This window comes from Qipengyuania xiapuensis (assembly GCF_019711395.1).
Taxonomy (GTDB): domain Bacteria; phylum Pseudomonadota; class Alphaproteobacteria; order Sphingomonadales; family Sphingomonadaceae; genus Qipengyuania; species Qipengyuania xiapuensis.
In genome coordinates this window covers 1,429,188-1,453,975 of sequence record NZ_JAIGNL010000001.1, presented here as the reverse complement: position 1 = coordinate 1,453,975, position 24,788 = coordinate 1,429,188, and the positions used below count along the sequence as shown (strand labels likewise).

Genomic DNA, 24,788 nt, shown 5'->3' with positions numbered 1-24,788 from the left:
TCAGGCCCCGCATTGGGTCAAACCTTCTGCCCGGTAGACGACTGCATCGCTGCTGTCGCGTACCGTTAGAATCCCGCGATAATCGCTTGTTTCCATACCGGTTTTTTCACCGCTCGCCTCGTCGAGGTCGAGTGTGAAGGAGTATTCGAGCCCGTCGTATTCGCGGCGCGCGAGATAGGGGAGTTCAGCACTGCCCTTGTCCGCGGCAAAGCGCAGCAGCTCGCCATTGCGGATGGCGTAGCCTTCGTCGGCCATCGCGATCGCGACCGCGCCCAGTCCGCCACCATCGGGCACGAAACTGCAGCCCGCACCGTAAAGCTCGAATTTTTCGATCTCGCGGTAGCGAATGGGGTCCAGCACGAGCTGCTCAGCCGGAGCATCCTGGTTGGCCTTCACCTCGGCGACATCGCGCGCATCTGCTGCGGCCTGTTCCTCTGGAGTGGGGCCGCAAGCCGCGACGGCAAGGGCAAGACCGACAGCAATCCAGCGCATCAATGTCTCCCGAACAGCTTCTCGACGTCTTCCATCGAGAGTTTGACCCATGTGGGACGCCCGTGGTTGCACTGGCCCGATCGCGGCGTGCGCTCCATTTCGCGCAGCAGGGCGTTCATCTCGTCGACGCGCAAGGTGCGCCCTGCCCTGACAGACCCGTGACAAGCCATGGTGGCAAGCACGAGGTCGAGCTTTTCACCAAGGTGCAGCGCCTCGCCATTGAGTGCGAGATCGTCGTCTATATCGCGCAGGAGCTTTTCCGGATCGGTACGCGCAATTGCGTGCGGAAGGCTGCGAACGAGCATGGCCGAAGGGCCGAAGCGTTCGATCGCGAGGCCGTGCTTGGCCAACGTGTCGGCAGCTTCCTCGAGCCGGTCGCAGCTGGTTTCGTCCAGTTCCACCACTTCGGGGATGAGCAGCGCCTGGCTGCGTGCAACCGCCTCTTCGGCGCCGGCCGCTTTCAGGCGTTCTAGCACGAGGCGCTCGTGCGCAGCGTGCTGGTCGACGAGGACCAGCCCATCCTTCGCCTCGGCCACGATGTAGGTGTTCGCAACCTGACCACGCGCGATGCCGAGTGGGTAGTCCTGCGCTTCGGCGGCGACCGGTGCGGCTTCCTCTGCGCGGCCCTGCGGAGCGGCCATCACATCGGTATCGGCCCCGCGCCAAGCCTGTGACGGTTCGGACACGCGCTGCTGCGGTGACGACCAGTCTCGGCCTTCGAAGATCGAGCGAAGCGCCGGTGCAGGTTCTTCGCGAACCGGTTCCTGCTGCCAGCGCGACATTGCGCCTGCATCGGGAGACTGGGCGCTGCGCTTGTCCCCGGTCGCAAGTGCGTTGCGGAGGCCCGAGACAATGAACCCGCGCACCGCCTGTGCGTCACGGAAGCGCACTTCGGTCTTCGCGGGATGGACGTTCACATCCACCTCTTCTGGCGGGAGATCGAGGAACAGCGCGAGCACAGCATGGCGATCGCGCGCCAGCATGTCGGCATAGGCACCGCGCACTGCGCCCGTCAGCAGCCGGTCCTTCACCGGGCGACCATTGACGAAGAGGTACTGGTGATCGGCAATCCCGCGATTGTAGGTCGGCAGGCCGGCGATACCGCTGAGGCGCATGGTCCCGCGATCGAGATCGATAGCGACGCCGTTTTCCTTCAGCTCGCGTGCCACGACCTGTGCCACGCGATTGGCCAGCCCTTCCCCGCCCTGCAGGCCGAGAATGCGCCGCTCGCCATGGTCGAGCGTGATGGCCACATCGGGCCGCGCCATCGCGAGGCGCTTCACGACATCGAGGCAGGCGGCATATTCGCTGCGGGGCGTACGGAGGAACTTGCGGCGCGCGGGGATCTTGCCGAACAGGTTCTCGACCCGCACGCGCGTTCCTGGCGGGAGAGCTGCGGGCCCTTCCGAAACCAGCTCGCCGTGATCGACCACTCGCTTCCAGCCCTGCTCGGCGCCCTTGGGGCGACTTTCGAGCGAGAAGCGCGCCACGCTGGCGATGCTGGGCAATGCCTCGCCCCTGAAGCCGAGCGTGGCGACCTGCTCGATCGCTTCGTCGGGCAGCTTCGAGGTGGCGTGGCGCTCCAGAGCGAGGGCCATCTCGTCCGGAGTCATGCCGCAGCCATCGTCGGTCACTTCGAGGCTCGTCAGACCGCCTTCGACCAGCTTCACGGCGATCCGTGTCGCACCGGCATCGATGGCGTTTTCGACCAGCTCCTTGAGCGCCGAAGACGGGCGCTCGACGACCTCGCCAGCAGCGATGCGATTGACCAGATTATCGGGCAGGCGGCGTATTTCGGGCATGGACATCACAACATAGCGCCGAACCGGCAGAAATCCGAGACGATACGAATTCCTATCCCCCATCGAAATTACGGAAATTTTTGGCTTTCGGAGCGTAATATCGCTAAAGCACCGCCACCGCTTTCCCCCGGGCGCAAACGAGCGGTGCGATTCACATCATTCGCCAACCCCGCAGTACACGGATTACGACACCAAAATGGGCTTCTGGAACAACCTCTTCAAATTCGGCGTGCAGAACATGGCTATCGACCTCGGTACCGCCAACACGCTGGTCTACGTGCAGGATCAGGGCATCGTGCTGAACGAGCCGAGCGTGGTTGCGCTCGAGACGATCAACGGCATGAAGCGGGTCAAGGCCGTGGGTGACGATGCGAAGATGATGATGGGCAAGACGCCCGATTCCATCGAGGCAATCCGTCCGCTGCGTGACGGCGTGATCGCCGACCTCGACGTGGCCGAAGAGATGATCAAGAGTTTCATCAAGAAGGTCACCGGTCGCAAGAGCCTGATGCGCTACCCCGAGATCACGATCTGTGTCCCTTCGGGCTCGACTTCGGTCGAGCGGCGCGCAATCCGCGATGCGGCATCCAACGCCGGGGCTTCGCAGGTCTACCTGATCCTCGAACCGATGGCCGCAGCTATCGGTGCAGACATGCCCGTGACCGAGCCGGTCGGCTCGATGGTCGTCGACATCGGCGGCGGCACCACCGAGGTTGCCGTCCTCTCGCTGCGCGGCCTCGCCTACACCACTTCGGTCCGCACCGGCGGCGACAAGATGGACGAAGCGATCGTCAGCTATGTCCGACGACACCACAACCTGCTGATCGGTGACAGCACGGCAGAGCGTATCAAGAAGGATTACGGTGTCGCCCGCCCGCCCGAAGACGGTGTCGGCGAGCAGATCACCATCAAGGGCCGCGACCTGGTGAACGGCGTGCCCAAGGAAATCACGATCAACCAGGGCCACATCGCAGAAGCCCTGAGCGAACCGATCGGTGCCATTGTCGAAGGCGTGCGTATCGCACTCGAGAACACCGCTCCCGAACTGGCAGCCGACATCGTCGACCAGGGCATCGTCCTGACCGGCGGCGGCGCGCTGATCGGCGGTCTCGACGAGTATCTTCGCGACGAAACCGGTCTGCCGGTCACCATCGCGGAAGATCCGCTGTCCTGCGTTGCCGTGGGCACGGGCCGTGCCATGGAAGACCCGATCTATCGCGGCGTTTTGATGACCGCATAAGCGAAGAAGGGGGCAGACCATGGCGCCGAGCGGCCAGCGGCGCTCCACTTATTCCAAGCGGGCGCAATACAATCTGTTCACCGGCTACATCGTGGCCGGTCTCGGTGCCCTCATCGGCGCTGTGCTGCTTGGCGTTTCCTTCTTCCAGCCCGACCTTTTCGGCGGCCCACGTGGTGCGGCACAGGATGCGGCAACTCCGGCTACCGAAACCGTTGCGACGGTGAGGACGGAATCCAAGGGACTGTGGGACTCGATCAGCGGCTACTACCGCGCCGGATCCAAGAACGCAGAACTGCGGCGCGAAATGGAACTGGCGCGTATCCGCCTCGCCGAGGCAGAGGCCATCCGTCAGGAGAACGTGCGCCTCAAGGGTCTGCTGGACCTCCAGGACAAGGACCGTACGCCGGTCGCGGTTGCGCGACTGGTTGGCTCGTCCTCTTCGAGCACGCGGCGTTTCGCCTATCTTGGAGCTGGGTCGGATGACGGTGTCGAAGTCGGCATGCCGGTGCGCAGCCCGCGCGGCGTGGTCGGGCGCATCCTCGAAACGGGCGGCTCGTCCTCGCGCGTCCTGCTGCTGACCGACAGCGAGAGCGTCCTGCCGGTTCGCCGGGCCGGAGACGAGGTGGTCGCCTTCGCGGAAGGCCGCGGCGACAGCCTGCTCAGGATCAAGCTCATCAATCTCGGCATCAACCCGCTGCAGCCCGGCGACATGTTCGTGACGAGCGGCGCAGGCGGTTACTATCCGCCCGGCATCGCGGTCGCGATCGTGACCGAACTCAACGATGACGGCGGCCTCGCGCGCATCGTCAGCGATCCCGCCGCAACCGATTTCGTCGCTGTCGAGCCCATCTTCGAACCCGATGCCGCCATCGGCGCGCAGACGCCCATCGAAGAGGAACTGACCGACTGATGGAGCGCAACGATCCGCGAGCGCGTAGCGACGCCTATGGAAGCAGGATCAATCGCTCGCACTCCCCCCTGCTGGCGAATATCATTCCCTGGGCCAGCATACTGATTGCCTCGCTGCTACCGATCTTCGCAGTTGCAGCCGCTCTCCCGATGGTGCCGCCACTCGGGTTCATGCTGCTCATCGCATGGCGCCTCGTCAGGCCAGGACTGCTGCCCGTCTGGGCCGGCTTCCCGCTTGGCCTGTTCGACGATCTCTATAGCGGCCAGCCCTTCGGCTTTGCCATCCTGACATGGTCGGTGGTCCTTCTCGTGATCGAGCTGATCGAAAACCGATGGCCGTGGCGCGCCTTCTGGCAGGACTGGTTCACAGCCTGTATATTGATCGCAATATATCTCCTCGTGGGTTGGCTGCTTTCCGGCGCCACCCCCACGCTGCATTCGCTGATCGGTGTCGTGCCCCAATTCGTGCTTTCCATCCTGATTTTCCCCCTCATCGCCCGCATGGTCGGGTGGTTTGACGACCTGCGGCTGCGTCGCTGGAAGCGCGTCTGATGGGCCTGTTCAGGAAGCGGGGCATCCGTAACAAGCCCAAGGAACTGGTCAGCCAGACCACGCTGGAGAACGCCTTCAACCGGCGCACCTTCGTGATCGGCGGCGGCATGGGCGGGATCGGCGCAATCCTGGCTGCGCGCATGGGTTACATCGCCATCGCGGAGAACGAGCGCTGGGTGCTGGAATCGGAAAGTAACCGCGTAAACCTCTCGCTGATCCCGCCGCGCAGGGGCTGGATTCTCGACCGTAACGGTGCCCCCCTCGCCTCCAACCGCGCCGACTTCCGCGTCGACGTGATCCCGGACAGGATGGAAAATCCGGAACGCACGCTCGATGCACTTGCCGATATCCTTGACCTGCCCGACACCACGATCGCCGACATCTCCAAGCGGATCGACGAAGCGCGCGGCTTCCAGCCCATCGAGGTGGCGACGGGTCTCGATTATGACGAATTCGCCGCGATCAGCGTGCGGCTTCCCGACCTGCCGGGCGTAGTCCCGCAACGTGGCTTCTCTCGTTTCTACCCGACCGGGCCGAGCGTCGGTCACCTGCTCGGCTACGTAGGCCCCGCGTCGGCAGAAGAATACGAGGAACGCCCCGACCCCATCCTGATCACACCAGGCTACAAGATCGGCAAGGATTCGCTCGAACAGCAGTTCGAGGAAGAGCTGCAGGGCAAGCCGGGCGCGCGCCGGGTCGAAGTCACTGCATCGGGACGCATCGTGCGCGATCTGGAAACCCGGGAGGACACGCAGGGCAAGCCCGTACGCCTCACGATTGACGGCCCGCTTCAGGACTATGCCGCACGGCGCATCGGCCTCGAGAGCGGGTCCTGCGTCGTCATGGATTGCGAGACCGGCGACGTCCTGTGCATGTCCTCCATGCCCAGCTTCGATCCGAACAGCTTTTCCGCCGGCATCGGCCGCGTCGAATATGCGATGCTTCGCGAAGACGAGCGCGTGCCGCTGCGAAACAAGGTTCTCAAGGGCCTCTATCCTCCGGGATCGACGGTCAAGCCGATGCACTGCATGGCCTTCCTCGATGCGGGGGTGAAGCCGGAAGAGACCATCATCTGCGGTGGCGGACGGCGTATCGGCAACCGCTTCTTCAATTGCTGGAGCAATCACGGCTCTGTCGACATGGCGAAGGCCATCTACCAGAGCTGCGACAGCTATTTCTATCACTTCGCCCAGCAGGTCGGCTTCGAGAAGGTCGCCGAATGGGCCCACAAGATGGGTCTGGGCGAGGAATTCGATCTGCCGGTCACCAGCCAGTTCTACGGCACCGTGCCGGAACCCTCGTGGAAGCAGCGCAAGTACGACCAGGCGTGGCAGCCCTTCGACACGGTCAACGCCTCGATCGGCCAGGGCTATTACCTCGTGAACCCGCTGCAGCTGGCGGTGATGGCCTCGCGACTGGCGACCGGATACAAGGTCGTCCCGCACCTGCGGATGGACGACCCCCGGCCGGAATTCGAACATTTCGACTTCAGCGCCGAAGAGATCGACTACGTCCGCAAGGCCATGAGCGACGTCGTCAACGGCCCGGGAACCGCTGGCCGTGCGCGCTTGCCGATCGAAGGCATCCAGATGGCAGGCAAGACCGGTACGGCTCAGGTGGTCTCGCTCAGCATTTCGGACGGGAAGACAGGCCCGTGGAAGTACCGCGACCACGGGTTGTTCGTTTTCTTCGCGCCCTTCGACAAACCGAAATACGCAGGCGCAGTGGTCATCGAACACGGCGGCGGTTCGGGTTCGGCCTACCCGATCGCGCGCGACGTGATGACTTATCTGTTCGATCCGGCAAAGGGTCTCGAAGCGCTCCGCGCCCTGGAAACGCAATGGGGCGGAACCGCCCAGCAGCGCCTCGATGCCAAGTACCGCGCCTATGCCGCGGCAAACGGTGCCTCGGTGCCGCCTATCCCCACCCGCGACGACGATATCTTCGACAAGGTCGAGGCCGAGGCTCGTCTTGCCGCGAGGCAGGCCGAGCAACTCGGGGATTCGGTCACCCCTCGACGCGAGGACAACGAGGCAACCAGCCAGATCAGCCGTGCACCACCCTCCGCGCAGACGCCCGACAGGCAGGCGGCAACCGCAACCGATGTGCCGGAGGCAGGTGAATGAGCGGGATCGTCCCGGATCCCGTAGCCCGCCAGCCATGGCAGATGCTGTTCCCGCTCTTCGCGCTGATCATGTTCGGGGCGTTGGTACTGACATCTGCCGCAGCAGGCGATTTCGACGCCTACGCACGCTCGCACCTGCTGCGGTTTGCTATCCTCTTCGTAATGGCTGTGGTGATCTCGCGTTTCTCGAAAGAGTTCGTGAGCTTCTTCACCTATCCCGCCTATCTCGTCATCCTGCTGCTGCTGATGGCGGTGGAGATCGTCGGCCAGGTTGGCGGCGGTAGCCAGCGTTGGCTCGAGGTCGGACCGATCCGCATCCAGCCTTCGGAACTGATGAAGCCCGCCGTGGTGGTCGCATTGGCGAACTACTACGGCTCATTGCCCGTCGGCATGATCCCAAGCTGGCGGGCGCTGATGCCGGCAGCCGGTATCATTCTCGCGCCTATGGCTTTCGTCCTCCTGCAGCCTGACCTCGGCACGTCGTTGGCGATCGCTTTCGGCGGAGGTGTCGTGATGTTCCTCGCAGGGCTTCCACTGCGCTGGTTCGTCTTTGCCGGGATCGCCGGTGTAGCCTCGCTGCCGCTTGCGTTCTTCTTCGCGCTCCAGCCCTACCAGCAGGACCGCGTGACGACGTTCCTCGACCCTGAAAGCGACCCGCTCGGCGAGGGATACCAGATCACCCAGTCGAAGATTGCGATCGGGTCCGGGGGTATTTTCGGAAAAGGCTTCAATGAAGGGTCACAGAGCCATTTGCGCTACCTGCCCGAGCCGCACACCGACTTCGTCTTCGCCACCATGGCCGAGGAATGGGGCTTTGTCGGCGGCCTCTTCGTTCTTGGCGCCTTCGCGATGATCCTGCGCTGGGGCCTGTCGGTCGCGCGCAACGCGAACGACCGTTTCTCGAAGCTGCTGGCGGCCGGCATGACCGCGACGATCTTCTTCTACGTTGCGATCAACCTGCTGATGGTGATGGGTTTTGCCCCCGTCGTCGGCATCCCCCTGCCCTTCATCAGCCACGGCGGCAGTTCGATGATGACCAACATGATCTGTATCGGGGTGTTAATGATGGTCTATCGCTGGAACCAGAAAGCTCCGCGCACCGGCCTCATCACCTGAGCCCTCAGATCGTGATGAGGCCCAGCCTGAGCCCCTTCACCGTCGCCGCAACGCGGTCCGTCACGTCCAGCTTCTCGTAGAGCCGTCTGATGTAGGTGCGCACAGTATCGGGCGAGATCTTCAATATTCCCGCGATCTCGCTCGCGCTCTTGCCACCGGCCATCCAGCCCAGGACCTCTCGCTCGCGGTGGGACAGTTCGACACTTGCCTCGTCTTCGGAGGTAATCTGGCAAATCCGGACATGAGCGGCCTGCACCATGCTGTTCATGAGGCTGACCAGCCCCTCCGGCAATTCTTGCGGCGGCTTGTCGAAAATCATCGTAGCGTAGCCGTTTCGCGAACGTGGTCCGTAAAGCGCGAAGCTCGCGCCATTGCCCATTCCGAACGACCGCATCCTGGCGAAGTACCGCATGGCTTCGGGGTCGTTTTTCGAGAGCGCGATCGCTTCGTCCCAGAAGAGCACCGGTGGATTGTCGAAGGTCAGTCGAGGTACCGGATCCTTCCTGATCAGACCCTCGCTGACGTAGGCTTTCTCCCACTCGCGCGGGAAACCTTCGGCATGGACGAACGCTCCTCGCGCAATGGGTGATCCGAAAATCGGAAAGTAATGGTAACTAAATGCCAAGATACCGTGATCAGAGCCGAACGAAATTACGTATGTGAGGATTTTCTCACAATCATCGAGTCGTTCGAGTTCTGCTACGAATTCCTGCATTTGTTGATCCAAAAATGGCCGGTCACCTACTCAGGGGACTACCAATTCTCCGGGAAGAATATATCGGCTCTCAAAACTTCGAGCAAGCGAAGGAGAGAGCGCTTGCGATTCGCAAGGAAACACTTGTGTCTGGTCGCATCAGCTCTCACCCGAAGAGCACCCTGGAATTCGAGCAACTCGATTGCTCAAAGCTTGCCGAGCTTGCGGGCGACGGTGCCTGCAGTGTCGTGCTTGAAACAGTCTGCACCCGAGCCCGCGAGGGGCTGGAAAGTACCGTGTGGGAAATCCACCAGTCGACCGGCCTGCCGCTGCACGAATCCTTCGCTGCACTGCGCACGCTCGAGTACGGCAAGGTCATCGAAATCCGCGACAATCCCAGCGATCCGTTCGGGGCGACAATCTGCCTTCTCCTCGAAGGGATCGAGGCGATGAACAAGCGAAATGTCGCCTAAGGCAATTTTGCCTCTTTCAATCGCGGAAGCAGCCGCTATATGAGCGCCTCCCCCGAGTCGGGGGCCGCCCGCACCACCGGGCCGGACACGGAAAAGAATGCCGTGAGAGTGGACGCATAGCTCAGTTGGTAGAGCAGCTGACTCTTAATCAGCGGGTCCTAGGTTCGAGCCCTAGTGCGTCCACCATTTCCTCCCTTCCCCGATCGATGCCGATCCACACTTTGCGTCACCCTTGCGTCTGATGCACATTGAATGTGATGTTCGTTTGCGCATCACATTATGATGTGATACCGGCTGTGGGTATGGATACGATCGAAAAAGTCCGCACCATCGTCGGCACCGGTCTGATGACCCGCGCCGGGCTCGCCCGCGCAGCCGGCCTCCACGCCAATACCTTGCGCGACTGCGCCGAAGATGGCTGGAACCCCACCGCCGAAACGCTGGGCAAGCTCGAAGCCTTTCTCGAAGCCAATGACGAGACCCCGGTCATCGTCGGCGCCGAGGAAATCATCGACGAGGCGCGCAACGGCCGGATGTTCATCCTGGTCGATGACGAGGATCGCGAGAACGAGGGCGACCTCGTCATTCCCGCACAGATGGCCACGCCGAACGCAATCAACTTCATGGCGACGCATGGCCGTGGCCTCATCTGCCTCTCGCTCGACACCAAGCGTGTGAAAGCTCTCGGCCTCGAACCGATGAGCCGCGACAATCGCGAAAGCATGCAGACAGCCTTCACCACCTCGATCGAGGCGAAGACCGGCGTCACCACCGGCATCAGCGCAGCAGACCGCTCGCGCACGGTCTCGGTCGCAATCGATCCGACCAAGGGTCCTGAGGATATCGTCACCCCCGGCCATGTCTTCCCCCTGACTGCCCGCGACGGCGGCGTGCTCGTGCGCGCTGGCCATACGGAAGCTGCGGTCGATATCTCGCGCCTCGCTGGCCTCAATCCCTCGGGCGTGATCTGCGAGATCATGAAAGACGACGGGACGATGGCCCGCCTCGACGATCTCGTCACCTTCGCGCGCAAGCACGACATGAAGATCGGCACGATCCGCGACCTGATCGAATATCGAATGCGCCATGACCACCTGGTCGAACGCATCGCAGAGGACAGCTTCACCTCCGACTATGGTGGCGCGTGGCAGATGCTGACCTACCGCAACACGGTCGACGGCAGCGAGAGCTATGTCCTCCAGAAGGGCGAAGTGAGGGAAGGCGAGCCCACCCTCACCCGCGTCCATCCTATCTCTATCTTCGACGACGTTCTCGGCAAGCCCGGCCCGCGCAAGCGCACCCTACAGCGTGCCATGGAAGCCGTGGGCGAGCATGGTTCGGGCGTTATCGTCATTATCACCGGACGTCCCGCGACAGGCTATGGCGAGAACGAGGCCCAGCGTAATGTCGGTATCGGCTCGCAAATCCTCGCCGATCTTGGTGTCGAGGACATGATCCTGCTCAGCAATTCCCAGCCCAATGTCGTTGCTATCGAAGGCTACGGCCTCAATATCGTCGACCACAAACCCATTCCGGAGTGAACCAGATGGCCAATTTCCTGATCGTCGAAGCGCGTTTCTACGACCACTTGAACGACATGCTGGTTGCCGGTGCCAAGGCAGCACTCGAGGCCGAAGGCCACTCGGTCGAGGTCCTCACCGTCCCCGGCGCGCTCGAAGTTCCGGGCGCAATCGCCATGGCCGCCGAGAGTGGCCGCTATGACGGTTTCGTAGCCATCGGCGTGGTGATCCGCGGCGAAACCTATCACTTCGAGATCGTGGCGGGCGAAAGCGCACGCGGGATCATGGCACTGACGATGGACGGTATCGCCATCGGCAACGGCATCATCACGACCGAGAACGAAGAACAGGCTATCGTACGCGCGGATCCGACCAAGAAGGACAAGGGTGGCGAGGCTGCCAAGGCCGCCATGGCGCTGCTCGACCTGCAGGGCCGTTTCGGGGTCTAGTCCGCTCCGTCCACCATCCCGGTCAGACCAAGCGGTGCGAACGGCCCCATGATGAGCTGTTCGAACACCCCCAGCCCTTCGCTGCCGTCGTTTCCGTTGACACGCACGAGCGTTTGTACGTGCAGGTTCTCGGGCGCGAGCGGATCGATCGCGTCGAGTTCGATGTCCTCGCGCTCGACGCGGAGCTTGCCGTGATGCAAGCCATGGTTCCACTCGGGATGCGTGTAGCCGATCCCGCGCATCTGGAAGCGACCCAGCGGTTCGAAAGTGACCTGCTCGGGCGCGCCTTTCACCGCTAGCGACAAGGTCCCACCGGCAGGCCATCGCGTGCCCGGCAAGAGCCGCGTGCGCATGCTGCCATGCCCTTCGGCAATGTCGCGAGCATCCGCGCCGTCGCCAGCCCAGGCAGCACGGGTATTCCATGCCTTCCCGCTCGGGTCGTTGTTCACATGGAAGAAAAGGCTGCCGTTCGCAAAACCGATCGGGGTCCATTGCCAGAAGAATGCAGGCACCGGCGCATCGGGCATCGGCTGCATGTCGCGCGCGCCCACCGGCCTGATCCCCCAGCTGCGATCGCGCGTACCGGCGGTGCCTTCCGCCATATCGTGACGCTCGCCATCGAGGGAGATCCAGCCCTCGTAGTGCCCGTTCTGCGTCATTCGCGTGTAGTCCATGAAAGCGCGCGGCCCAATCCTGTGCGTAAAGCGCGGCTCTTCGATCGGGAATGCGCGGCCCGTGAAGGTAAACTCGCCGGCGATCCCGTCGGTCTCGTCTATCGTGACTTTCAGTGCGTGCAGCGGTTCCACGATCTCGATCGAGATCGGCCCGACGCGCATCGCCATCCGCTCCATTCCCATCTCGGCGCTTGCATGCAGGCAGTACTGCACCCCGCCCCGGATGAAACTGAAATGCGCGTCCGCCACATCGAGGTGCGGATAGATGCCGAAGGCGCAGGCAAAGAAGCCGCTCCCGTCGGGCGCATAGCCATTGAAAAAATAGCGGTCGTAGAAATTCCGGTCGGTCCCGGAATATGCGACCGGCTCGGGCGTCTGGTGGATCGGATATTCGTCCCCGCGGGAAAGTACCATCAAGCTGCCTCCTTCAACGCGCCGATACTGTCATGCTTCAGGGCCAGCGCGCAGGCTCCTCGTGCCATGGACAGGAAATTGTCATCTCCGCGCTCGGTGCGCTCGACGAAAGCTGCGCTGAATACAGCGGTCGAAACACCATGGAGGATGCCGCGGCGGTAATCCTGCGCAATATCGGCGCGCGTCAGCTCAACACCCCTGTTCGCCATTTCGCCGAGGTAGAGATCGAGCAACTCACCCTCGTGATCGAGGCCGAGCTTGCCGATCCCGCAGCCGAGGAAATAGCCGACGTCGATCATTGCCTTGCCGACAGTCACCGTCTGCCAGTCGAGGATGGCGACGGGTTCCTTTCCGCCGCAGATGTCGAACAGCATATTGTCTAGCCGGAAGTCACCATGGACGAGGCACTGCATCTCCGGCTCGCGACGGAAATAGCTCGCCGACAGGCCTGCCAGTTCTTCGCAAATTTGCATGTACTCGCCCTCGAGCGAATCTGCGTAGCGATCGCGGAAGATTGCCTGCGCTTGCGGATACATCGCACCGACCTTGTCTCCCAGATCCTCGGGCGGCTGGATCCAGTCGGCCTCGATGATGTCGGCCCTGCCCCAGCTCGGCGCATGGATCGCGGCCGCCTGCCGGATCGCCGCGCGGGCATCCTCGATGCCACATCCCGAGATCTGGTCGCCTTGCCTTGCCGGCCCCATGTCTTCGAACAGCAGCGTGAATTCCGCCCCGTCTTCGCTCACCTCGGCAAGATGGGTTTTCGGGACACGCACGTCGAGCAGCGGCGCGGCCTGGCGATAAAATTCCACTTCCTTGCGATAGAGGCCGAACATGGCTGCCGTGCCCCGGCTTGTCGCGTCGGCGGCGGGAAATTTGCCGGCAAGCGTTGCAGGAACATCGCCCCCCTCGAGATGGAAACGGGCACTGTCGCCGACCTGCCCCGTGCCGATCGGTTCCCAGCTCACGCTCGTGACCGGCCGCCCGAAAATCTCGGACAGCAACCGCGGCGTAACTTCATCCGGATGCACGGGAAAATCGCGCAAAGCCCCTCTCCCACAAAGAGCAATTGCCGGAACGCTAACCCGCGAGAAGCGTCGTGGCAATCATGGGAGCATGCAAATCATGAACGGTCCGTTGGAGTGGATCGCCTCGATCGGTACTGTGATCGCTGCATCGATGATCGCGTTCGATCTGGGGCGACGGGCAACCGCCTGGGGCTTCATCCTCTTCTGCGCCGTATCCTGCCTGTGGATCTATATCGGCCTGAGCGAAGACGCGATGCCGCTGGCCGCAATGAACGGCCTGCTGCTGCTCATCAACGCATGGGGCGTTTACCAGTACTGGTTCCACCCGAAGAACCGGGCGGGCGACTAGCGTCTCAGCAGACGATCTTGCCCAGGCAGTCGCGCCCTGCGTAGATCGCGCTGTCACCGAGCTCTTCCTCGATACGGATAAGCTGGTTGTACTTGGCAAGCCGGTCCGAACGCGCAAGCGAGCCGGTCTTGATCTGTCCGCAATTGGTCGCAACCGCGAGATCGGCGATGGTCGCATCCTCGGTCTCGCCCGAACGGTGCGACATCACGGCCGTGTAACCCGCGCGGCTGGCGATATCGACAGCGTCCAGCGTCTCGGTGAGCGTGCCGATCTGGTTGACCTTCACCAGCAGCGAATTGGCCAGCCCCTGGTCGATACCTTCGCGAAGGCGCTGCGGGTTGGTGACGAAGAGATCGTCACCGACCAGCTGGACATGCTTGCCGATCCGGTCGGTCAGCGCCTTCCAGCCTTCGAAATCGTCTTCCGCCATGCCGTCCTCGATCGAGCGGATCGGGTATTCGGCGCAGAGTTTGTCGAGATATTCGGCCATCTCGTGACCGTCGAGCGAGAGGTTCTCGCCCGAGATCTCGTATTTGCCGTCCTTGAAGAACTCGGTCGATGCGCAATCGAGCGCGAGCACGACATCCTGCCCCGGCTTGAAGCCTGCCTGTTCGATCGAAGCCATGATGAAGTCGAGCGCGTCGCGCGTGCTTGCAAGGTTCGGAGCGAAGCCGCCCTCGTCACCAACGGAGGTCGCCAGACCTTTCTCGTGCAGCTTCTTCTTCAGCGTGTGGAAGATCTCCGCACCCCAGCGCACGGCCTCTGCGAGGCTGTCTGCACCGACCGGCATGACCATGAATTCCTGGATGTCGATCGGATTGTCGGCATGCTCGCCGCCATTGATGATGTTCATCATCGGCACGGGGAGGACGTGGGCCGATACGCCGCCGATGTAGCTGTAGAGCGGAAGGCCGCGGGCATTCGCTGCAGCCTTTGCAGACGCCATGCTGACACCGAGGATGCCGTTCGCGCCGAGCCCGCCCTTGTTCGGCGTGTCGTCGAGCGCGATCATGGCGTGGTCGACATCGCGCTGGTCCTCGGCATCGAAGTTGCCGACCAGCAGGTCGCGGATCTCGGTGTTCACCGCATCGACCGCCTTGGTGACGCCCTTGCCGAGATAGCGAGACTTGTCGCCGTCGCGCAGTTCGACCGCCTCATGAGCGCCGGTCGAGGCACCCGACGGCACGGCCGCGCGGCCGAAGCTGCCGTCTTCCAGAAGGACATCGACCTCCACCGTGGGATTGCCCCGGCTATCGAGGATTTCACGGGCGTGGATGTCGATGATCGCGGTCATGAAAATTTGCACTCCGGGGACAGGTGTTGTAATTTAGTAGAACACCCCCAAATCGAGGGTAGGAAAGCGCTCTATTCGCCGGAACATCGGCGCGCAAGTTGCGTTGCACCATTGAAGACCCCGTTTGCCTCCAAGCAGCGGGAAATGAATACGAATTGAGGGCAAGGACAAGAGCAATGTCAGAAACGACCGGATCGGGCGCAACCAAGAAGCGCAAAACGAGCGCCGCAAAGAAATCAAGCACCGCCAAGAAGCCGCGCAAGACCGTGGCGAAGAAGGGCGCAGCAAAGGAGACCACCCCCGTGACCAATACTGCAATCACCGAAACCAACGCCGACCATCGCTCCGAAGCCAAGAGCCGTTTCAACGCTGCTCTGGAAGAAGCGAAGGCAGGTGCCGCCGCACTCAAGGCAGAAGGCCAGGAACGCGCCGCCGCCTATCGTGGCCAGGCCAAGAGCAAGGGCGACGACTGGGTTGCGGAAGCCAAGGCCTATGGCGCAGACGCCAAGGTCAAGGGCAAGGAACTCGCCACCGAAGGCAAGGTCAAGACCAGCGACGGCATGCGCACGCTGAGCCGTACGATCAGCGAGAACGCACACCAGGTCGACGAGAAGCTCGGCGCGAAATACGGCGACTATGCCCGCAGCGCATCGACCGCTCTCAACGACTATGCCGCCAAGCTCGACGAAAAGAGCGTGGACGATCTGGTCGAAGACGGCCGTGAATTCGTCCGCAAGAGCCCGGGTACCGCGATCGGCATCGCCGCAGTCGCAGGCTTCCTGCTCTCGCGCCTGTTTCGTCGCTAATCGAAAGCGGCTACGGGGGCTCGATGGTGGACAGCGAAACTCAGGATCGGGCGGATTATGAAGGTCCGCTCGACCTGCCCGACGACTACGAGCCCGAAGCGGAGGATCATGGCGATCCGGGACCGTCACTGACCGACGATCTCGTGGCCTTGCTGGAAGACGGCAAAACCTATGCCGAGGCCGAAGTCGCCTACCAGAAGAGCCGCGCTGGCTTTGCCGCGAATCGCCTCAAGGGCGCCATTGCCTTCGGGCTTGGCGCCTTTGGTGTCTTTCACCTTGCGCTTATCGCTTTCACGGTGGGTGCGGTCATCGCGCTGATGCCCCTCCTCGGTCCGTGGGGCGCGACTGCGCTGGTGACCGTGATCCTCATTGTGGCCGGTGTCATCATGCTGCGGCTTCTCAAGGGCCGCATCGACGACATCCGCGACGCATTTTCGGACAATAACGATGAGTGACCGCAGGGCCCGCATGCTGGAGGACAAGTACCTGCGCGATTCTGCGCGGGCGCTGGTCGAGGCCGATATCCAGCACATCAAGGCGGACTTCGCGCACAAGAGCCTTGGCGAGCGTGCGATGGACCGCGTCACCGAGGGTGCGATGGACCTCTACGAGGAAGCCATCGATGTCGCCGAAGACAACAAGGGCGCTCTCGCCGCACTCATCGCTGCAATCGTGGTATGGTTCGCGCGCAACCCGCTGATGTCCCTTTTCGGCCTCGAGCCGGATGAAGACGATGACGAGTGGGACGGGCGCGACGAACCGGCGGAACACTGACCCTGCCGACACCGTTGAACAGGTGAACGCAAATTCAAGAGGATATCATGGCAAACGCCGAAGAAACCAACGTCACCCCGATCAGCGCCGACCGCAGCCTGACCGATGAACAGAAGCGCGAACAGCTGCGTGCCCGCATCGAAGCCGGCGAAAAGCGAAACGAAGAACGCTCGCTTGCCGACCAGGCCAAGGACGTCGCCGACAGCGCGATCGAATTTGCGAAGAAGCATCCGGTCGCAACCGTCGCCGGCGCAGTAGTTGTCGGCCTTGCGATCGGCGCGATGACCAAGCGCGGCCGCGACCTCGGTCGCCGTGGAGGCTCGCTCGCTTCCTACGCCGCCGATGCAGCCCTCGCCTATGGCCTCGCCATGATCGAAGGCGCGGGCGACAAGTTCGAAGACATCAGCGATGCCGCCGGCACGCAGGCCCGCCGCATCAAGCGCGACGCAGGCTACAGGCTCGACTCGATGGGCGACACCATCCGCTCGAGCGGCCGCAAGGCAAGCCGCAAGTCGTCGCGAACATATCGCGACCTGCGCAACCGCCTGACCAGCTAAACCGAATCTCAACCAAACTGCATTAGCGGCGTGATAGGCTTGCCTGTCGCGCCGCTTTCGCTATTGGCGTGGCCGATTTCCTCCTCCCCTAGCGAAAGATACGACCATGGAAGAAAAAGAGAGCAAGCAGACGCTGTACCTGGTGATGGGCGGCCGCGTAACCGATCCGCGCAGCGTCACCTTCTCCGACCCCGAGAGCATCCACGTTGCCGGGGTCTATTCTACCTACGAGGATGCCGAGAGCGCGTGGCGCGGCAATGCCCAGCGTACGGTCGACGATGCGGAAATGAAGTACGTCATCGTCCACCTTCACAAGCTGCTCGATCCCGAAGCTTAAGGACCTGCCGAGACGATGGGCTATTCGATCCGCTCTTTCGAGGATGGCGATGCCGAAGCGCTCGCCGAGCTCGGGCGCGCAGCGATCGGGGCCATTGGACCGGATGCCTATAGCGAAGAGCAGGTAGACGCCTGGCTCTCCAACTTCGCGGGCCCCGAGGTCTACCAGGCGCAGGCAGATGCCGGCACTCAGATCTTCATCGCCACCAACGATGATGACGAGCCGGTCGCCTACGCGATGCTGGAGGAGACCGGTCATCTCGACCATCTCTACTGCCATCCCGACCATACGCACGAAGGCCTCGCCTCCAGCCTGCTGGAGACGGCGGCACTCTATGCGAAGTATCACGGGATCACCCACCTCTTCACCGAGGCGAGCGAGATAGCCAAGCCTGCGTTCGAAAGCGCGGGCTATACGGCGATGAAAAAGCGGACATTCGAGATCGACGGCGTGACCATCACCAATTGGGCGATGGTTCGGACGATCGAAACGGCCACGGGCGCGAAAGTCCCCGCCTAGAAAAAAGCCCCGGCGATGGCCGGGGCTTTTTCACATTCTCAGACGAATTCGATCTTCTCGACGAGGTAGAACTTGTCGCCGCTCGGCACGGTGACCTCGATCTCGTCCTCGACCTGCTTGCCGATAAGCGCGCGTGCGATCGGCGAGGTGTAGCTGATGCGACCCTTGCCTGCATCCGCTTCGGTCTGGCCGACGATCTGGTATTTCACCGGCTTGTCGTCTTCGTCGAGCAAGGTCACGGTCGCACCAAATACCACTTTGTCACCCGACAGCGCGGTCGGATCGATGATCTGGGCTCGGCTGATCTTGTCCTCCAGATCACCGATCATCGCCTCGACCTGGCCCTGTCGTTCCTTGGCCGCGTGGTACTCGGCGTTTTCCGAGAGGTCGCCATGCGCGCGCGCTTCCTCGATCGCGTCGACGATCTTGGGGCGTTCGGCACGCAGAGCCTTCAGGTCTGCGGTGAGTTTCTCATAGCCCTCGGCCAGCATCGGCACTTTTTCCATGGGCTTCAGTCCTTCCTGCTTTGCGCCCCTCTCCCGGACAATTCGACCCAGGTCCGCAATATCGCGGAAGCCAGATCGGTCGAATGTGAGGAAGGGGTACGCGTGTGTTCTTGTCAGCTATAATAGTCTTGCAAGGAACGCACTTCAAGCTGCTCGGTGGAAACCTCTGCAATTGCACGCGCCGCAGCCAGGCTTCCGGCTGCCGTCGTGTAATAGGGAAGCTTTTTTTCGAGCGCCGCCTCGCGGATCGACTGGCTGTCGAGAAGCGACTGCCAACCCTCGGTCGAGTTGAAGATCAGTGCCACCTCGCCGTCGATGATTGCATCGACGATATGCGGGCGACCCTCGGCTACCTTGTTGACGCGCTCGACCGCAAGGCCCTGCTCCTCGAGGAAGCGCTGCGTGCCGCCTGTTGCGATTACCTTGAAGCCCTGTTCGATCATGGTGCGCACCGCGGGAAGGATGACTTCCTTGTCGCTGTCCTTGACCGAGACGAACACGGTCCCGCCCGTCGGCAATCTCATCCCCGCACCGAGCTGCGACTTGTAGAACGCCGCCGGGAAACCGCGGTCGATGCCCATCACCTCGCCGGTCGACTTCATCTCGGGCGAAAGGACCGGGTCGGAGCCGGGGAAACGGGCGAAGGGGAATACGGCTTCCTTCACCGCCATGTGGTCCGGGCGCAGGTTGAAGGGCTCGAACGATGACAGGGGCTCGCCCGCCATGACACGCGCTGCCACCTTGGCGACCGGCTGACCGATCGCCTTGGCGACGAAAGGCACGGTGCGGCTGGCGCGCGGGTTCACCTCGATCAGGTAGACCTCGCCGTCCTTCACCGCGAACTGGACGTTCATCAGGCCGCGAACCTTGAGGGCTTCCGCAAGTGCAGTCGCCTGGCGCTCCATCTCTTCGACGATGTCGTCAGGCAGGCTGTATGGCGGCAGGGTGCAGGCGCTGTCGCCCGAGTGTACGCCGGCTTCCTCGATATGCTGCATCACGCCGGCAATGCGGACGTCCGTGCCGTCGGCGATAACGTCGACATCGCATTCCACTGCGTCGCGCAGGTACTGGTCGACCAGCACGGGGCTGTCGCCAGAGACGTTCACGGCGGTGTTGATGTAGTCATCGAGCTGCGCCTCGCTGTCGACAATTTCCATCGCGCGGCCGCCAAGAACGTAGCTGGGGCGAAGCAGGACCGGATAGCCGATACTGCGGGCGACCGCCGCCGCTTCGTCGCGGCTGCGGGCAATGCCGTTCTCCGGCTGCTTGAGCTTTAGCTGTGCGACCAGCTTGGCGAAGCGCTCGCGGTCCTCGGCAAGGTCGATCGCATCGGGCGAGGTACCGAGGATCGGAATGCCCTCGCGCTCGAGTGCGGCTGCCAGCTTGAGCGGTGTCTGGCCGCCGAACTGGACGATGGTGCCGACCACCTCGCCCTTCGACATTTCGACGCGCATGATCTCGAGCACGTCTTCCTCGGTCAGCGGCTCGAAATAGAGGCGATCGGAGGTGTCGTAGTCGGTCGAAACCGTCTCCGGGTTGCAGTTGACCATGATGGTCTCGAAACCGGCTTCGGCGAGCGCGAAACAGGCGTGGACGCAGCAATAGTCGAACTCGATGCCCTGCCCGATACGGTTCGGGCCGCCACCGAGAATGACGATCTTCTTGCGGTCGGACGGATCGGCCTCGTCCTCGGCCTCGCCGAAGCTGGGCGCCTCGTAGGTCGAGTACATGTAGGGCGTAATCGCCTCGAATTCCGCGGCGCAGCTGTCGATGCGCTTGAACACGGGATAGACGCCAAGCTTGTGGCGCAGCTTGCGCACCTCCTGCTCGCTCGTCGCGCCCGCCATGGCGCGCAAGGCATCGTGCAACAGGCCGGACCGGCGCGCCTGCGTCTCGGCAAGGCCGCCTGCGACACCGACCGAACGTACCGCCAGCGTGGCGAGGCGCTTGTCGGAGAAGCCCATCGCCTTGAGACGGCGCATCTCGGCCTCGTCACGCGGCAGGCCGTTGTGGCCGAGCATCTTCTCTTCGTAGATGATCGCCTCGATCTGGCGGAGGAACCACGGGTCGAAGCCGGTGATCTGGGAGATTTCCTCGACCGTGAAGTCCTCACGGAACGCCTGCGCGATCTTGAGGATACGGTCGGGCGTGCGCTGTGAAAGCGAAGCGGTGATCTTCTCTTTCGAGACGCCTTCGAGCTCGGGCACCCGATTGAAACCGTCGAGGCCCGTCTCGAGGCCACGGAGCGCCTTCTGCATGCTTTCGGCAAAGCAGCGGCCGATTGCCATGACCTCGCCAACCGACTTCATCGCGGTCGAAAGCTCGTTCTTCGAACCCTTGAACTTCTCGAATGCGAAGCGCGGGATCTTGGTCACCACGTAGTCGATCGTCGGCTCGAAGCTCGCGGGCGTCGCGCCGGTGATCTCGTTCTGGATCTCGTCGAGCGTGTAACCCACGGCAAGCTTCGCCGCGACGCGCGCGATGGGGAAGCCGGTGGCCTTCGAGGCGAGCGCCGAGGACCGCGAAACACGCGGGTTCATCTCGATCACGATCAGGCGGCCATCCTTGGGATTGACTGCGAACTGTACGTTCGAACCACCTGTTTCCACACCGATTTCTCGCAGCACCTCGATCGAGGCGGTGCGCATGATCTGGTATTCCTTGTCGGTCAGCGTCAGCGCCGGGGCGACGGTGATCGAGTCGCCGGTATGCACGCCCATCGGGTCGACGTTCTCGATCGAGCAGATGATGATGCAGTTGTCCTTGCGGTCGCGCACCACCTCCATCTCGTATTCTTTCCAGCCGAGGAGCGATTCCTCGATCAGGACTTCGGTGGTGGGCGATGCGTCGAGACCTTCGCGGACTATGCGCTCGAACTCGGCCTTGTTGTAGGCGATGCCGCCGCCGGTGCCGCCAAGCGTGAAGCTCGGGCGGATGATGGCAGGAAGGCCTGTGCGTTCGAGGACGGCATATGCTTCCTCGACGGTATTCGCGACGCCGCTGCGCGCGCTTTCGAGGCCGATCTTGTCCATCGCCTCGCGGAAGCGCTGGCGGTTCTCTGCCTTGTCGATGGCATCGGCATCGGCGCCGATCATCTGCACACCGAACTTCTCGAGTGTGCCGTCATTGAACAGCGACAGGGCGCAGTTCAGCGCCGTCTGGCCGCCCATGGTGGGCAGAACCGCATCGGGGCGTTCCTTCTCGATGATCTTGGCCACGATCTCCGGCGTGATTGGCTCGACATAGGTCGCGTCGGCCATTTCCGGATCGGTCATGATCGTGGCGGGGTTGGAGTTGACCAGGACGACCCGGTAGCCCTCCTCCTTGAGCGCCTTGATCGCCTGCGTGCCGGAATAGTCGAACTCGCAGGCCTGGCCGATGATGATCGGGCCAGCGCCGATGACGAGGATCGAGGAGATGTCTGTGCGTTTGGGCATTAGAGGTGCTTTCTGGCCAGCTCTGCAAGCTGTTCGACAGCTTCCTTGCTTAGGCGGAGTGTCTGCGAGACTTTTCCAGGGATTTCGCGGTCTGCTGAACCCATGGTGTTGATTTGGAGAAACTTTTCACCGTCTTGACCCTGGATGGACCAACCTCCGTAGGTCTCCGAATGACGAGCGTTTGCTTTGAGTTCGAGTTCCTCGAAATTCCGAATGATCGCCATTAGTTTTCTCCAAGACCTCCTACGAACTTCTCGAACAGGTAGAAGCTGTCTTGCGGTCCCGGGCTCGCTTCGGGGTGGTACTGCACGCCGAAAGCCTTCTTGCCCTTGATCGAGATACCGCAATTGGTGCCATCGAACAGCGAGACATGGGTCTGCTCAACCGTATCGGGCAGCGTTTCGGCATCAACTGCGAAACCGTGGTTCATGCTGGTAATCTCGACGAGGCCCGCGCTTTCGCCCCAGCCCTCGCCCACACGCTGGACCGGATGGTTCGCGCCGCGGTGGCCCTGGAACATCTTCGCGGTCTTCGCGCCAGCCGCGAGGCCGAGCATCTGGTGTCCGAGGCAAATGCCGAAGAGCGGAATATCGCGTTCGAGCAGGCCCTGGATTACCGGAACTGCATATTCGCCGGTCGCCGCCGGATCGCCCGGTCCGTTCGAGAGGAACACGCCGTCGGGCTGGAGAGCGAGGATATCGTCGAGGCTTGTACGCGCGGGAACGACAGTGACCTTGGCACCGGCGCGAACGAGGTTGCGGAAGATGTTGTCCTTCGCCCCATAATCGATCGCGACGACATGCGGCTTCTGGTTGTCGGCTTCGGCATAGCCCGTGCCGAGCTGCCAGTAGCCGCCCTTCCATTCCTCATGGGCTTCACGAGTGACGCTGGGGACGAGATCGAGGCCCTCGAGGCCGCTCCATTCCGCAGCCTGCTTCTTCAGCGCCTTCAGATCGAAATCACCGCGCGGGTTGTGCGCGATGACCGCATTGGGCGCGCCCTGCACGCGAATGCGGCGGGTCAGTGCCCGCGTGTCGACACCCGAGAGGCCGATCTTTCCGTGCCTGACGCACCACTCGATGAATTCGTCTCGCGCGCGGAAGTTCGAATGACGCGTCACGTCCTGACGGACGATGCAGCCCACCGCGCCGAGGCCGCGGCTTTCCACGTCTTCCTCGTTCGCGCCGACGTTGCCGATATGCGGGAATGTGAAGGTGACGATCTGGCTGTCGTAGGAGGGATCGGTCATCACCTCCTGGTAGCCCGTCATTGCGGTGTTGAAGCAGACTTCGCCGACGGCGCTACCGGAAGCGCCGAAGCCTTTGCCCCAGATAGTTGTACCGTCGGCAAGGACGAGGACTCCCGTCGCGTCTTTAGGTTGCGCGTGCGAGAATGCGGACAGGGCCATGGGCGCTCCGGGTCAGGGGTTTACCAGCGATGTGTGCTAAGTCCCAGCCGCTAGAAGGCGTAGCGATTCCCGTCAAGCGCAACCCTTGGCTTTCCGCGTCCGTTCGCTACATGATGCGCGAAACTTCCACAGCTTAGCGAAAAAGAGGCCCGATGCTCCGCGAAAAGATCCAGTCCGAAACCGTTGCCGCGATGAAAGCGAAGGACAAGGAGCGTACCGCAGCGCTCCGTCTCATCGGCGCGAAGATCAAGGACCGCGACATCGAACTGCGCACTGCCGACAAGAAGCCCGAGGACGACGAGCTCGTCACCGATGTGCTGATGAAGATGGCCAAGCAGCGCAAGGAATCCATCGCCATGTACGAAGATGGCGGACGGCAGGAACTCGCCGACAAGGAAAAGGCGGAGCTGCTGGTCATCGAGGAATTCCTCCCCCAGCAGATGAGCGAGGAGGAAACCCGCGCCGCCATCGCACAGATCAAGGCCGATACCGGTGCCGAAGGTATGAAGGACATGGGCAAGGTCATGGGCGAGCTGAAAGCACGTCACGGCGCCACGCTCGACATGAGCAAGGCCAGCGGTCTCGTAAAGGAAGCTCTTTCGTGAGGAAGCTGCTGCTACTCACTCCTCTCGCCCTGGCGGCCTGTTCCGATAGCGAACCTCGCGAGAAACCCACGCCCACGCCGACCGTCGCGCAGCCCCGTGCTCTTGCATCGGCGGACTTCGACCTTCGGACACTGGGGGCGAGAATCGTCGGACCGCAGGGACCGCAGGTGGAGACCGTGCTGAGCGCAGGCAATCGCGAGATCGCCAAGATGGTGAGCTACGTGGCCTGCCCGGAGGAGTTCGACGAGTGCAATCCGGGTGAACTTCCGGAAGGCACCCTCTTTACCTACGTCCACGAAGTCACGCTGGCAGAAGAAGCGGCAGATGACAGTCCGGCGGAAATGGCCGAAGGCCCGGAGATGGTCGAAAGCCCGCCAACGCTCTTCCGCACGACAGAGCGCGCCCACGGCTCCAATTTCGCAGTCGGCTACTCCAACTCGCAGGCGCTCGAGGCGCTCGGGAACGAGGATGCAATATCGATCACCGCGGATGACGGCCGCCTGATCTGGCGCGTGGTAGAAGGGGACGGCTGGGCACCGGGTACGACCATCACCTTCTGGTGGCAATCGACCCAACCGCCCGCCGGGCCTGCCGATGCGTACCTTCTCGAGGTGAACGGGAACCAGGCGATTGCCCGCGGGCCCTTCCCCGCCGAAGAAAAGCGGGCAGAGCAAACGCCTGCCAACTAGCGGCCACGCCCCGCCCGCG

At 62.6% G+C, this 24,788-nt stretch carries 27 protein-coding genes and 1 tRNA gene; 18 read left to right on the top strand and 10 right to left on the bottom strand.

Features of this window, described 5'->3' with window-relative positions:
• A complete protein-coding gene (locus K3163_RS07375; protein WP_221428520.1) occupies nucleotides 1–492 on the bottom strand; it encodes a hypothetical protein in 492 nt (163 codons plus the stop codon).
• Entirely contained in the window at nucleotides 492–2,294 is a 1,803-nt protein-coding gene (gene mutL / locus K3163_RS07370; RefSeq protein ID WP_221553663.1) for a DNA mismatch repair endonuclease MutL, read from the bottom strand. The genes K3163_RS07375 and mutL overlap by 1 nt, the downstream gene beginning before the upstream one ends.
• A gap of 196 nt (nucleotides 2,295–2,490) precedes the next feature.
• Here mutL and K3163_RS07365 point away from each other — a divergent pair, with 196 nt between their 5' ends.
• Genes K3163_RS07365 through rodA form a run of 5 tightly spaced genes read left to right on the top strand, consistent with a single transcriptional unit; the run spans nucleotide 2,491 to nucleotide 8,236 of the window.
• Nucleotides 2,491–3,534 (top strand): rod shape-determining protein, encoded by a 1,044-nt coding sequence (locus K3163_RS07365; protein WP_221428522.1) that lies wholly within the window; start codon nucleotides 2,491–2,493, stop codon nucleotides 3,532–3,534.
• Nucleotides 3,535–3,553: 19 nt separating this feature from the next.
• Entirely contained in the window at nucleotides 3,554–4,444 is an 891-nt protein-coding gene (locus K3163_RS07360; protein ID WP_221428523.1) for a rod shape-determining protein MreC, read from the top strand.
• Nucleotides 4,444–4,995, top strand: a complete 552-nt coding sequence (gene mreD / locus K3163_RS07355) for a rod shape-determining protein MreD (protein ID WP_221428524.1) — start codon at nucleotides 4,444–4,446, stop codon at nucleotides 4,993–4,995. Before K3163_RS07360 ends, mreD begins: the two co-directional genes overlap by 1 nt.
• A complete protein-coding gene (gene mrdA / locus K3163_RS07350) occupies nucleotides 4,995–7,121 on the top strand; it encodes a penicillin-binding protein 2 (RefSeq protein WP_221553662.1) in 2,127 nt (708 codons plus the stop codon). The genes mreD and mrdA overlap by 1 nt, the downstream gene beginning before the upstream one ends.
• A complete protein-coding gene (gene rodA / locus K3163_RS07345; RefSeq protein WP_221553661.1) occupies nucleotides 7,118–8,236 on the top strand; it encodes a rod shape-determining protein RodA in 1,119 nt (372 codons plus the stop codon). The genes mrdA and rodA overlap by 4 nt, the downstream gene beginning before the upstream one ends.
• 4 nt (nucleotides 8,237–8,240) lie before the next feature.
• Here rodA and K3163_RS07340 read toward each other — a convergent pair whose 3' ends face one another.
• Nucleotides 8,241–8,951 (bottom strand): helix-turn-helix transcriptional regulator, encoded by a 711-nt coding sequence (locus K3163_RS07340; RefSeq protein WP_282098285.1) that lies wholly within the window; start codon nucleotides 8,949–8,951, stop codon nucleotides 8,241–8,243.
• A 14-nt stretch (nucleotides 8,952–8,965) separates the two neighbouring features.
• Between K3163_RS07340 and K3163_RS07335 the strand changes: the two genes are divergently transcribed.
• From K3163_RS07335 to ribH, 4 genes are all read left to right on the top strand, one after another.
• Nucleotides 8,966–9,403, top strand: coding sequence for a hypothetical protein (locus K3163_RS07335; protein ID WP_221553659.1), 438 nt, complete (start codon nucleotides 8,966–8,968; stop codon nucleotides 9,401–9,403).
• A 110-nt stretch (nucleotides 9,404–9,513) separates the two neighbouring features.
• Nucleotides 9,514–9,589: transfer RNA gene (locus K3163_RS07330), tRNA-Lys, on the top strand.
• 116 nt (nucleotides 9,590–9,705) lie between these two features.
• Nucleotides 9,706–10,944 (top strand): 3,4-dihydroxy-2-butanone-4-phosphate synthase, encoded by a 1,239-nt coding sequence (ribB, locus tag K3163_RS07325; RefSeq protein ID WP_247712486.1) that lies wholly within the window; start codon nucleotides 9,706–9,708, stop codon nucleotides 10,942–10,944.
• Nucleotides 10,945–10,949: 5 nt separating this feature from the next.
• Nucleotides 10,950–11,372, top strand: coding sequence for a 6,7-dimethyl-8-ribityllumazine synthase (gene ribH, locus K3163_RS07320; protein WP_221553658.1), 423 nt, complete (start codon nucleotides 10,950–10,952; stop codon nucleotides 11,370–11,372).
• Here the strand turns inward: ribH and K3163_RS07315 are convergent.
• Together K3163_RS07315 and K3163_RS07310 are read right to left on the bottom strand one after the other, a co-directional pair.
• Entirely contained in the window at nucleotides 11,369–12,460 is a 1,092-nt protein-coding gene (locus K3163_RS07315) for an Rv3169 family protein (RefSeq protein WP_221553998.1), read from the bottom strand. The two genes, ribH and K3163_RS07315, sit on opposite strands and share 4 nt — an antisense overlap.
• On the bottom strand, nucleotides 12,460–13,428 hold the full coding sequence (locus K3163_RS07310; RefSeq protein ID WP_221553657.1) for an aminoglycoside phosphotransferase family protein: 969 nt from the start codon (nucleotides 13,426–13,428) through the stop codon (nucleotides 12,460–12,462). The genes K3163_RS07315 and K3163_RS07310 overlap by 1 nt, the downstream gene beginning before the upstream one ends.
• Nucleotides 13,429–13,585: 157 nt before the next feature.
• Here K3163_RS07310 and K3163_RS07305 point away from each other — a divergent pair, with 157 nt between their 5' ends.
• On the top strand, nucleotides 13,586–13,837 hold the full coding sequence (locus K3163_RS07305; protein WP_221553656.1) for a hypothetical protein: 252 nt from the start codon (nucleotides 13,586–13,588) through the stop codon (nucleotides 13,835–13,837).
• Between the two features lie 4 nt (nucleotides 13,838–13,841).
• On the opposite strand, the gene eno is transcribed toward K3163_RS07305, so the two are convergent.
• A complete protein-coding gene (gene eno / locus K3163_RS07300; protein WP_221553655.1) occupies nucleotides 13,842–15,131 on the bottom strand; it encodes a phosphopyruvate hydratase in 1,290 nt (429 codons plus the stop codon).
• A gap of 176 nt (nucleotides 15,132–15,307) precedes the next feature.
• Between eno and K3163_RS07295 the strand changes: the two genes are divergently transcribed.
• The 6 genes from K3163_RS07295 to K3163_RS07270 all read left to right on the top strand — a co-directional run bounded on the left by K3163_RS07295 (nucleotide 15,308) and on the right by K3163_RS07270 (nucleotide 18,124).
• A complete protein-coding gene (locus tag K3163_RS07295) occupies nucleotides 15,308–15,937 on the top strand; it encodes a hypothetical protein (RefSeq protein ID WP_221428533.1) in 630 nt (209 codons plus the stop codon).
• 23 nt (nucleotides 15,938–15,960) lie between these two features.
• On the top strand, nucleotides 15,961–16,392 hold the full coding sequence (locus K3163_RS07290; RefSeq protein ID WP_221553654.1) for a phage holin family protein: 432 nt from the start codon (nucleotides 15,961–15,963) through the stop codon (nucleotides 16,390–16,392).
• Nucleotides 16,385–16,711: a hypothetical protein gene (locus K3163_RS07285; protein WP_221553653.1), complete on the top strand. Its 327-nt coding sequence runs from the start codon at nucleotides 16,385–16,387 to the stop codon at nucleotides 16,709–16,711. Before K3163_RS07290 ends, K3163_RS07285 begins: the two co-directional genes overlap by 8 nt.
• A 47-nt stretch (nucleotides 16,712–16,758) precedes the next feature.
• A complete protein-coding gene (locus K3163_RS07280; RefSeq protein WP_221553652.1) occupies nucleotides 16,759–17,268 on the top strand; it encodes a hypothetical protein in 510 nt (169 codons plus the stop codon).
• A gap of 106 nt (nucleotides 17,269–17,374) precedes the next feature.
• On the top strand, nucleotides 17,375–17,605 hold the full coding sequence (locus K3163_RS07275; RefSeq protein ID WP_100258911.1) for a DUF4170 domain-containing protein: 231 nt from the start codon (nucleotides 17,375–17,377) through the stop codon (nucleotides 17,603–17,605).
• A gap of 15 nt (nucleotides 17,606–17,620) precedes the next feature.
• Entirely contained in the window at nucleotides 17,621–18,124 is a 504-nt protein-coding gene (locus K3163_RS07270; protein ID WP_221428537.1) for a GNAT family N-acetyltransferase, read from the top strand.
• Nucleotides 18,125–18,162: 38 nt separating this feature from the next.
• On the opposite strand, the gene greA is transcribed toward K3163_RS07270, so the two are convergent.
• The 4 genes from greA to carA all read right to left on the bottom strand — a co-directional run bounded on the left by greA (nucleotide 18,163) and on the right by carA (nucleotide 23,475).
• Nucleotides 18,163–18,630: a transcription elongation factor GreA gene (greA, locus tag K3163_RS07265; protein WP_425594719.1), complete on the bottom strand. Its 468-nt coding sequence runs from the start codon at nucleotides 18,628–18,630 to the stop codon at nucleotides 18,163–18,165.
• Between the two features lie 113 nt (nucleotides 18,631–18,743).
• Nucleotides 18,744–22,067, bottom strand: a complete 3,324-nt coding sequence (gene carB, locus K3163_RS07260) for a carbamoyl-phosphate synthase large subunit (protein WP_221553651.1) — start codon at nucleotides 22,065–22,067, stop codon at nucleotides 18,744–18,746.
• Nucleotides 22,067–22,291, bottom strand: coding sequence for a hypothetical protein (locus K3163_RS07255; RefSeq protein WP_221553650.1), 225 nt, complete (start codon nucleotides 22,289–22,291; stop codon nucleotides 22,067–22,069). The genes carB and K3163_RS07255 overlap by 1 nt, the downstream gene beginning before the upstream one ends.
• Nucleotides 22,291–23,475, bottom strand: coding sequence for a glutamine-hydrolyzing carbamoyl-phosphate synthase small subunit (gene carA, locus K3163_RS07250; RefSeq protein WP_221553649.1), 1,185 nt, complete (start codon nucleotides 23,473–23,475; stop codon nucleotides 22,291–22,293). The genes K3163_RS07255 and carA overlap by 1 nt, the downstream gene beginning before the upstream one ends.
• Before the next feature lie 152 nt (nucleotides 23,476–23,627).
• Between carA and K3163_RS07245 the strand changes: the two genes are divergently transcribed.
• Entirely contained in the window at nucleotides 23,628–24,080 is a 453-nt protein-coding gene (locus tag K3163_RS07245) for a GatB/YqeY domain-containing protein (protein WP_221428541.1), read from the top strand.
• Nucleotides 24,077–24,769: a hypothetical protein gene (locus tag K3163_RS07240; protein ID WP_221553648.1), complete on the top strand. Its 693-nt coding sequence runs from the start codon at nucleotides 24,077–24,079 to the stop codon at nucleotides 24,767–24,769. The genes K3163_RS07245 and K3163_RS07240 overlap by 4 nt, the downstream gene beginning before the upstream one ends.
• The last annotated feature ends 19 nt before the right edge of the window (nucleotides 24,770–24,788 follow it).

Excerpts from the sequence above, each read along its gene's own strand:
- K3163_RS07270 (WP_221428537.1), top strand. The coding sequence starts at position 17,621 with ATGGGCTATTCGATCCGCTCTTTCGAGGATGGCGATGCCGAAGCGCTC.
- rodA (WP_221553661.1), top strand. The coding sequence starts at position 7,118 with ATGAGCGGGATCGTCCCGGATCCCGTAGCCCGCCAGCCATGGCAGATG.
- K3163_RS07305 (WP_221553656.1), top strand. The coding sequence starts at position 13,586 with ATGAACGGTCCGTTGGAGTGGATCGCCTCGATCGGTACTGTGATCGCT.
- K3163_RS07280 (WP_221553652.1), top strand. The coding sequence starts at position 16,759 with ATGGCAAACGCCGAAGAAACCAACGTCACCCCGATCAGCGCCGACCGC.
- K3163_RS07315 (WP_221553998.1), bottom strand. The coding sequence starts at position 12,460 with ATGGTACTTTCCCGCGGGGACGAATATCCGATCCACCAGACGCCCGAG.
- K3163_RS07335 (WP_221553659.1), top strand. The coding sequence starts at position 8,966 with ATGGCCGGTCACCTACTCAGGGGACTACCAATTCTCCGGGAAGAATAT.
- K3163_RS07365 (WP_221428522.1), top strand. The coding sequence starts at position 2,491 with ATGGGCTTCTGGAACAACCTCTTCAAATTCGGCGTGCAGAACATGGCT.
- K3163_RS07255 (WP_221553650.1), bottom strand. The coding sequence starts at position 22,291 with ATGGCGATCATTCGGAATTTCGAGGAACTCGAACTCAAAGCAAACGCT.
- K3163_RS07375 (WP_221428520.1), bottom strand. The coding sequence starts at position 492 with ATGCGCTGGATTGCTGTCGGTCTTGCCCTTGCCGTCGCGGCTTGCGGC.
- K3163_RS07245 (WP_221428541.1), top strand. The coding sequence starts at position 23,628 with ATGCTCCGCGAAAAGATCCAGTCCGAAACCGTTGCCGCGATGAAAGCG.
- K3163_RS07290 (WP_221553654.1), top strand. The coding sequence starts at position 15,961 with ATGGTGGACAGCGAAACTCAGGATCGGGCGGATTATGAAGGTCCGCTC.
- mrdA (WP_221553662.1), top strand. The coding sequence starts at position 4,995 with ATGGGCCTGTTCAGGAAGCGGGGCATCCGTAACAAGCCCAAGGAACTG.
- K3163_RS07360 (WP_221428523.1), top strand. The coding sequence starts at position 3,554 with ATGGCGCCGAGCGGCCAGCGGCGCTCCACTTATTCCAAGCGGGCGCAA.
- K3163_RS07275 (WP_100258911.1), top strand. The coding sequence starts at position 17,375 with ATGGAAGAAAAAGAGAGCAAGCAGACGCTGTACCTGGTGATGGGCGGC.
- mutL (WP_221553663.1), bottom strand. The coding sequence starts at position 2,294 with ATGCCCGAAATACGCCGCCTGCCCGATAATCTGGTCAATCGCATCGCT.
- K3163_RS07285 (WP_221553653.1), top strand. The coding sequence starts at position 16,385 with ATGAGTGACCGCAGGGCCCGCATGCTGGAGGACAAGTACCTGCGCGAT.
- ribH (WP_221553658.1), top strand. The coding sequence starts at position 10,950 with ATGGCCAATTTCCTGATCGTCGAAGCGCGTTTCTACGACCACTTGAAC.
- eno (WP_221553655.1), bottom strand. The coding sequence starts at position 15,131 with ATGACCGCGATCATCGACATCCACGCCCGTGAAATCCTCGATAGCCGG.
- K3163_RS07340 (WP_282098285.1), bottom strand. The coding sequence starts at position 8,951 with ATGCAGGAATTCGTAGCAGAACTCGAACGACTCGATGATTGTGAGAAA.
- carA (WP_221553649.1), bottom strand. The coding sequence starts at position 23,475 with ATGGCCCTGTCCGCATTCTCGCACGCGCAACCTAAAGACGCGACGGGA.
- ribB (WP_247712486.1), top strand. The coding sequence starts at position 9,706 with ATGGATACGATCGAAAAAGTCCGCACCATCGTCGGCACCGGTCTGATG.
- greA (WP_425594719.1), bottom strand. The coding sequence starts at position 18,630 with ATGGAAAAAGTGCCGATGCTGGCCGAGGGCTATGAGAAACTCACCGCA.
- K3163_RS07295 (WP_221428533.1), top strand. The coding sequence starts at position 15,308 with ATGTCAGAAACGACCGGATCGGGCGCAACCAAGAAGCGCAAAACGAGC.
- mreD (WP_221428524.1), top strand. The coding sequence starts at position 4,444 with ATGGAGCGCAACGATCCGCGAGCGCGTAGCGACGCCTATGGAAGCAGG.
- carB (WP_221553651.1), bottom strand. The coding sequence starts at position 22,067 with ATGCCCAAACGCACAGACATCTCCTCGATCCTCGTCATCGGCGCTGGC.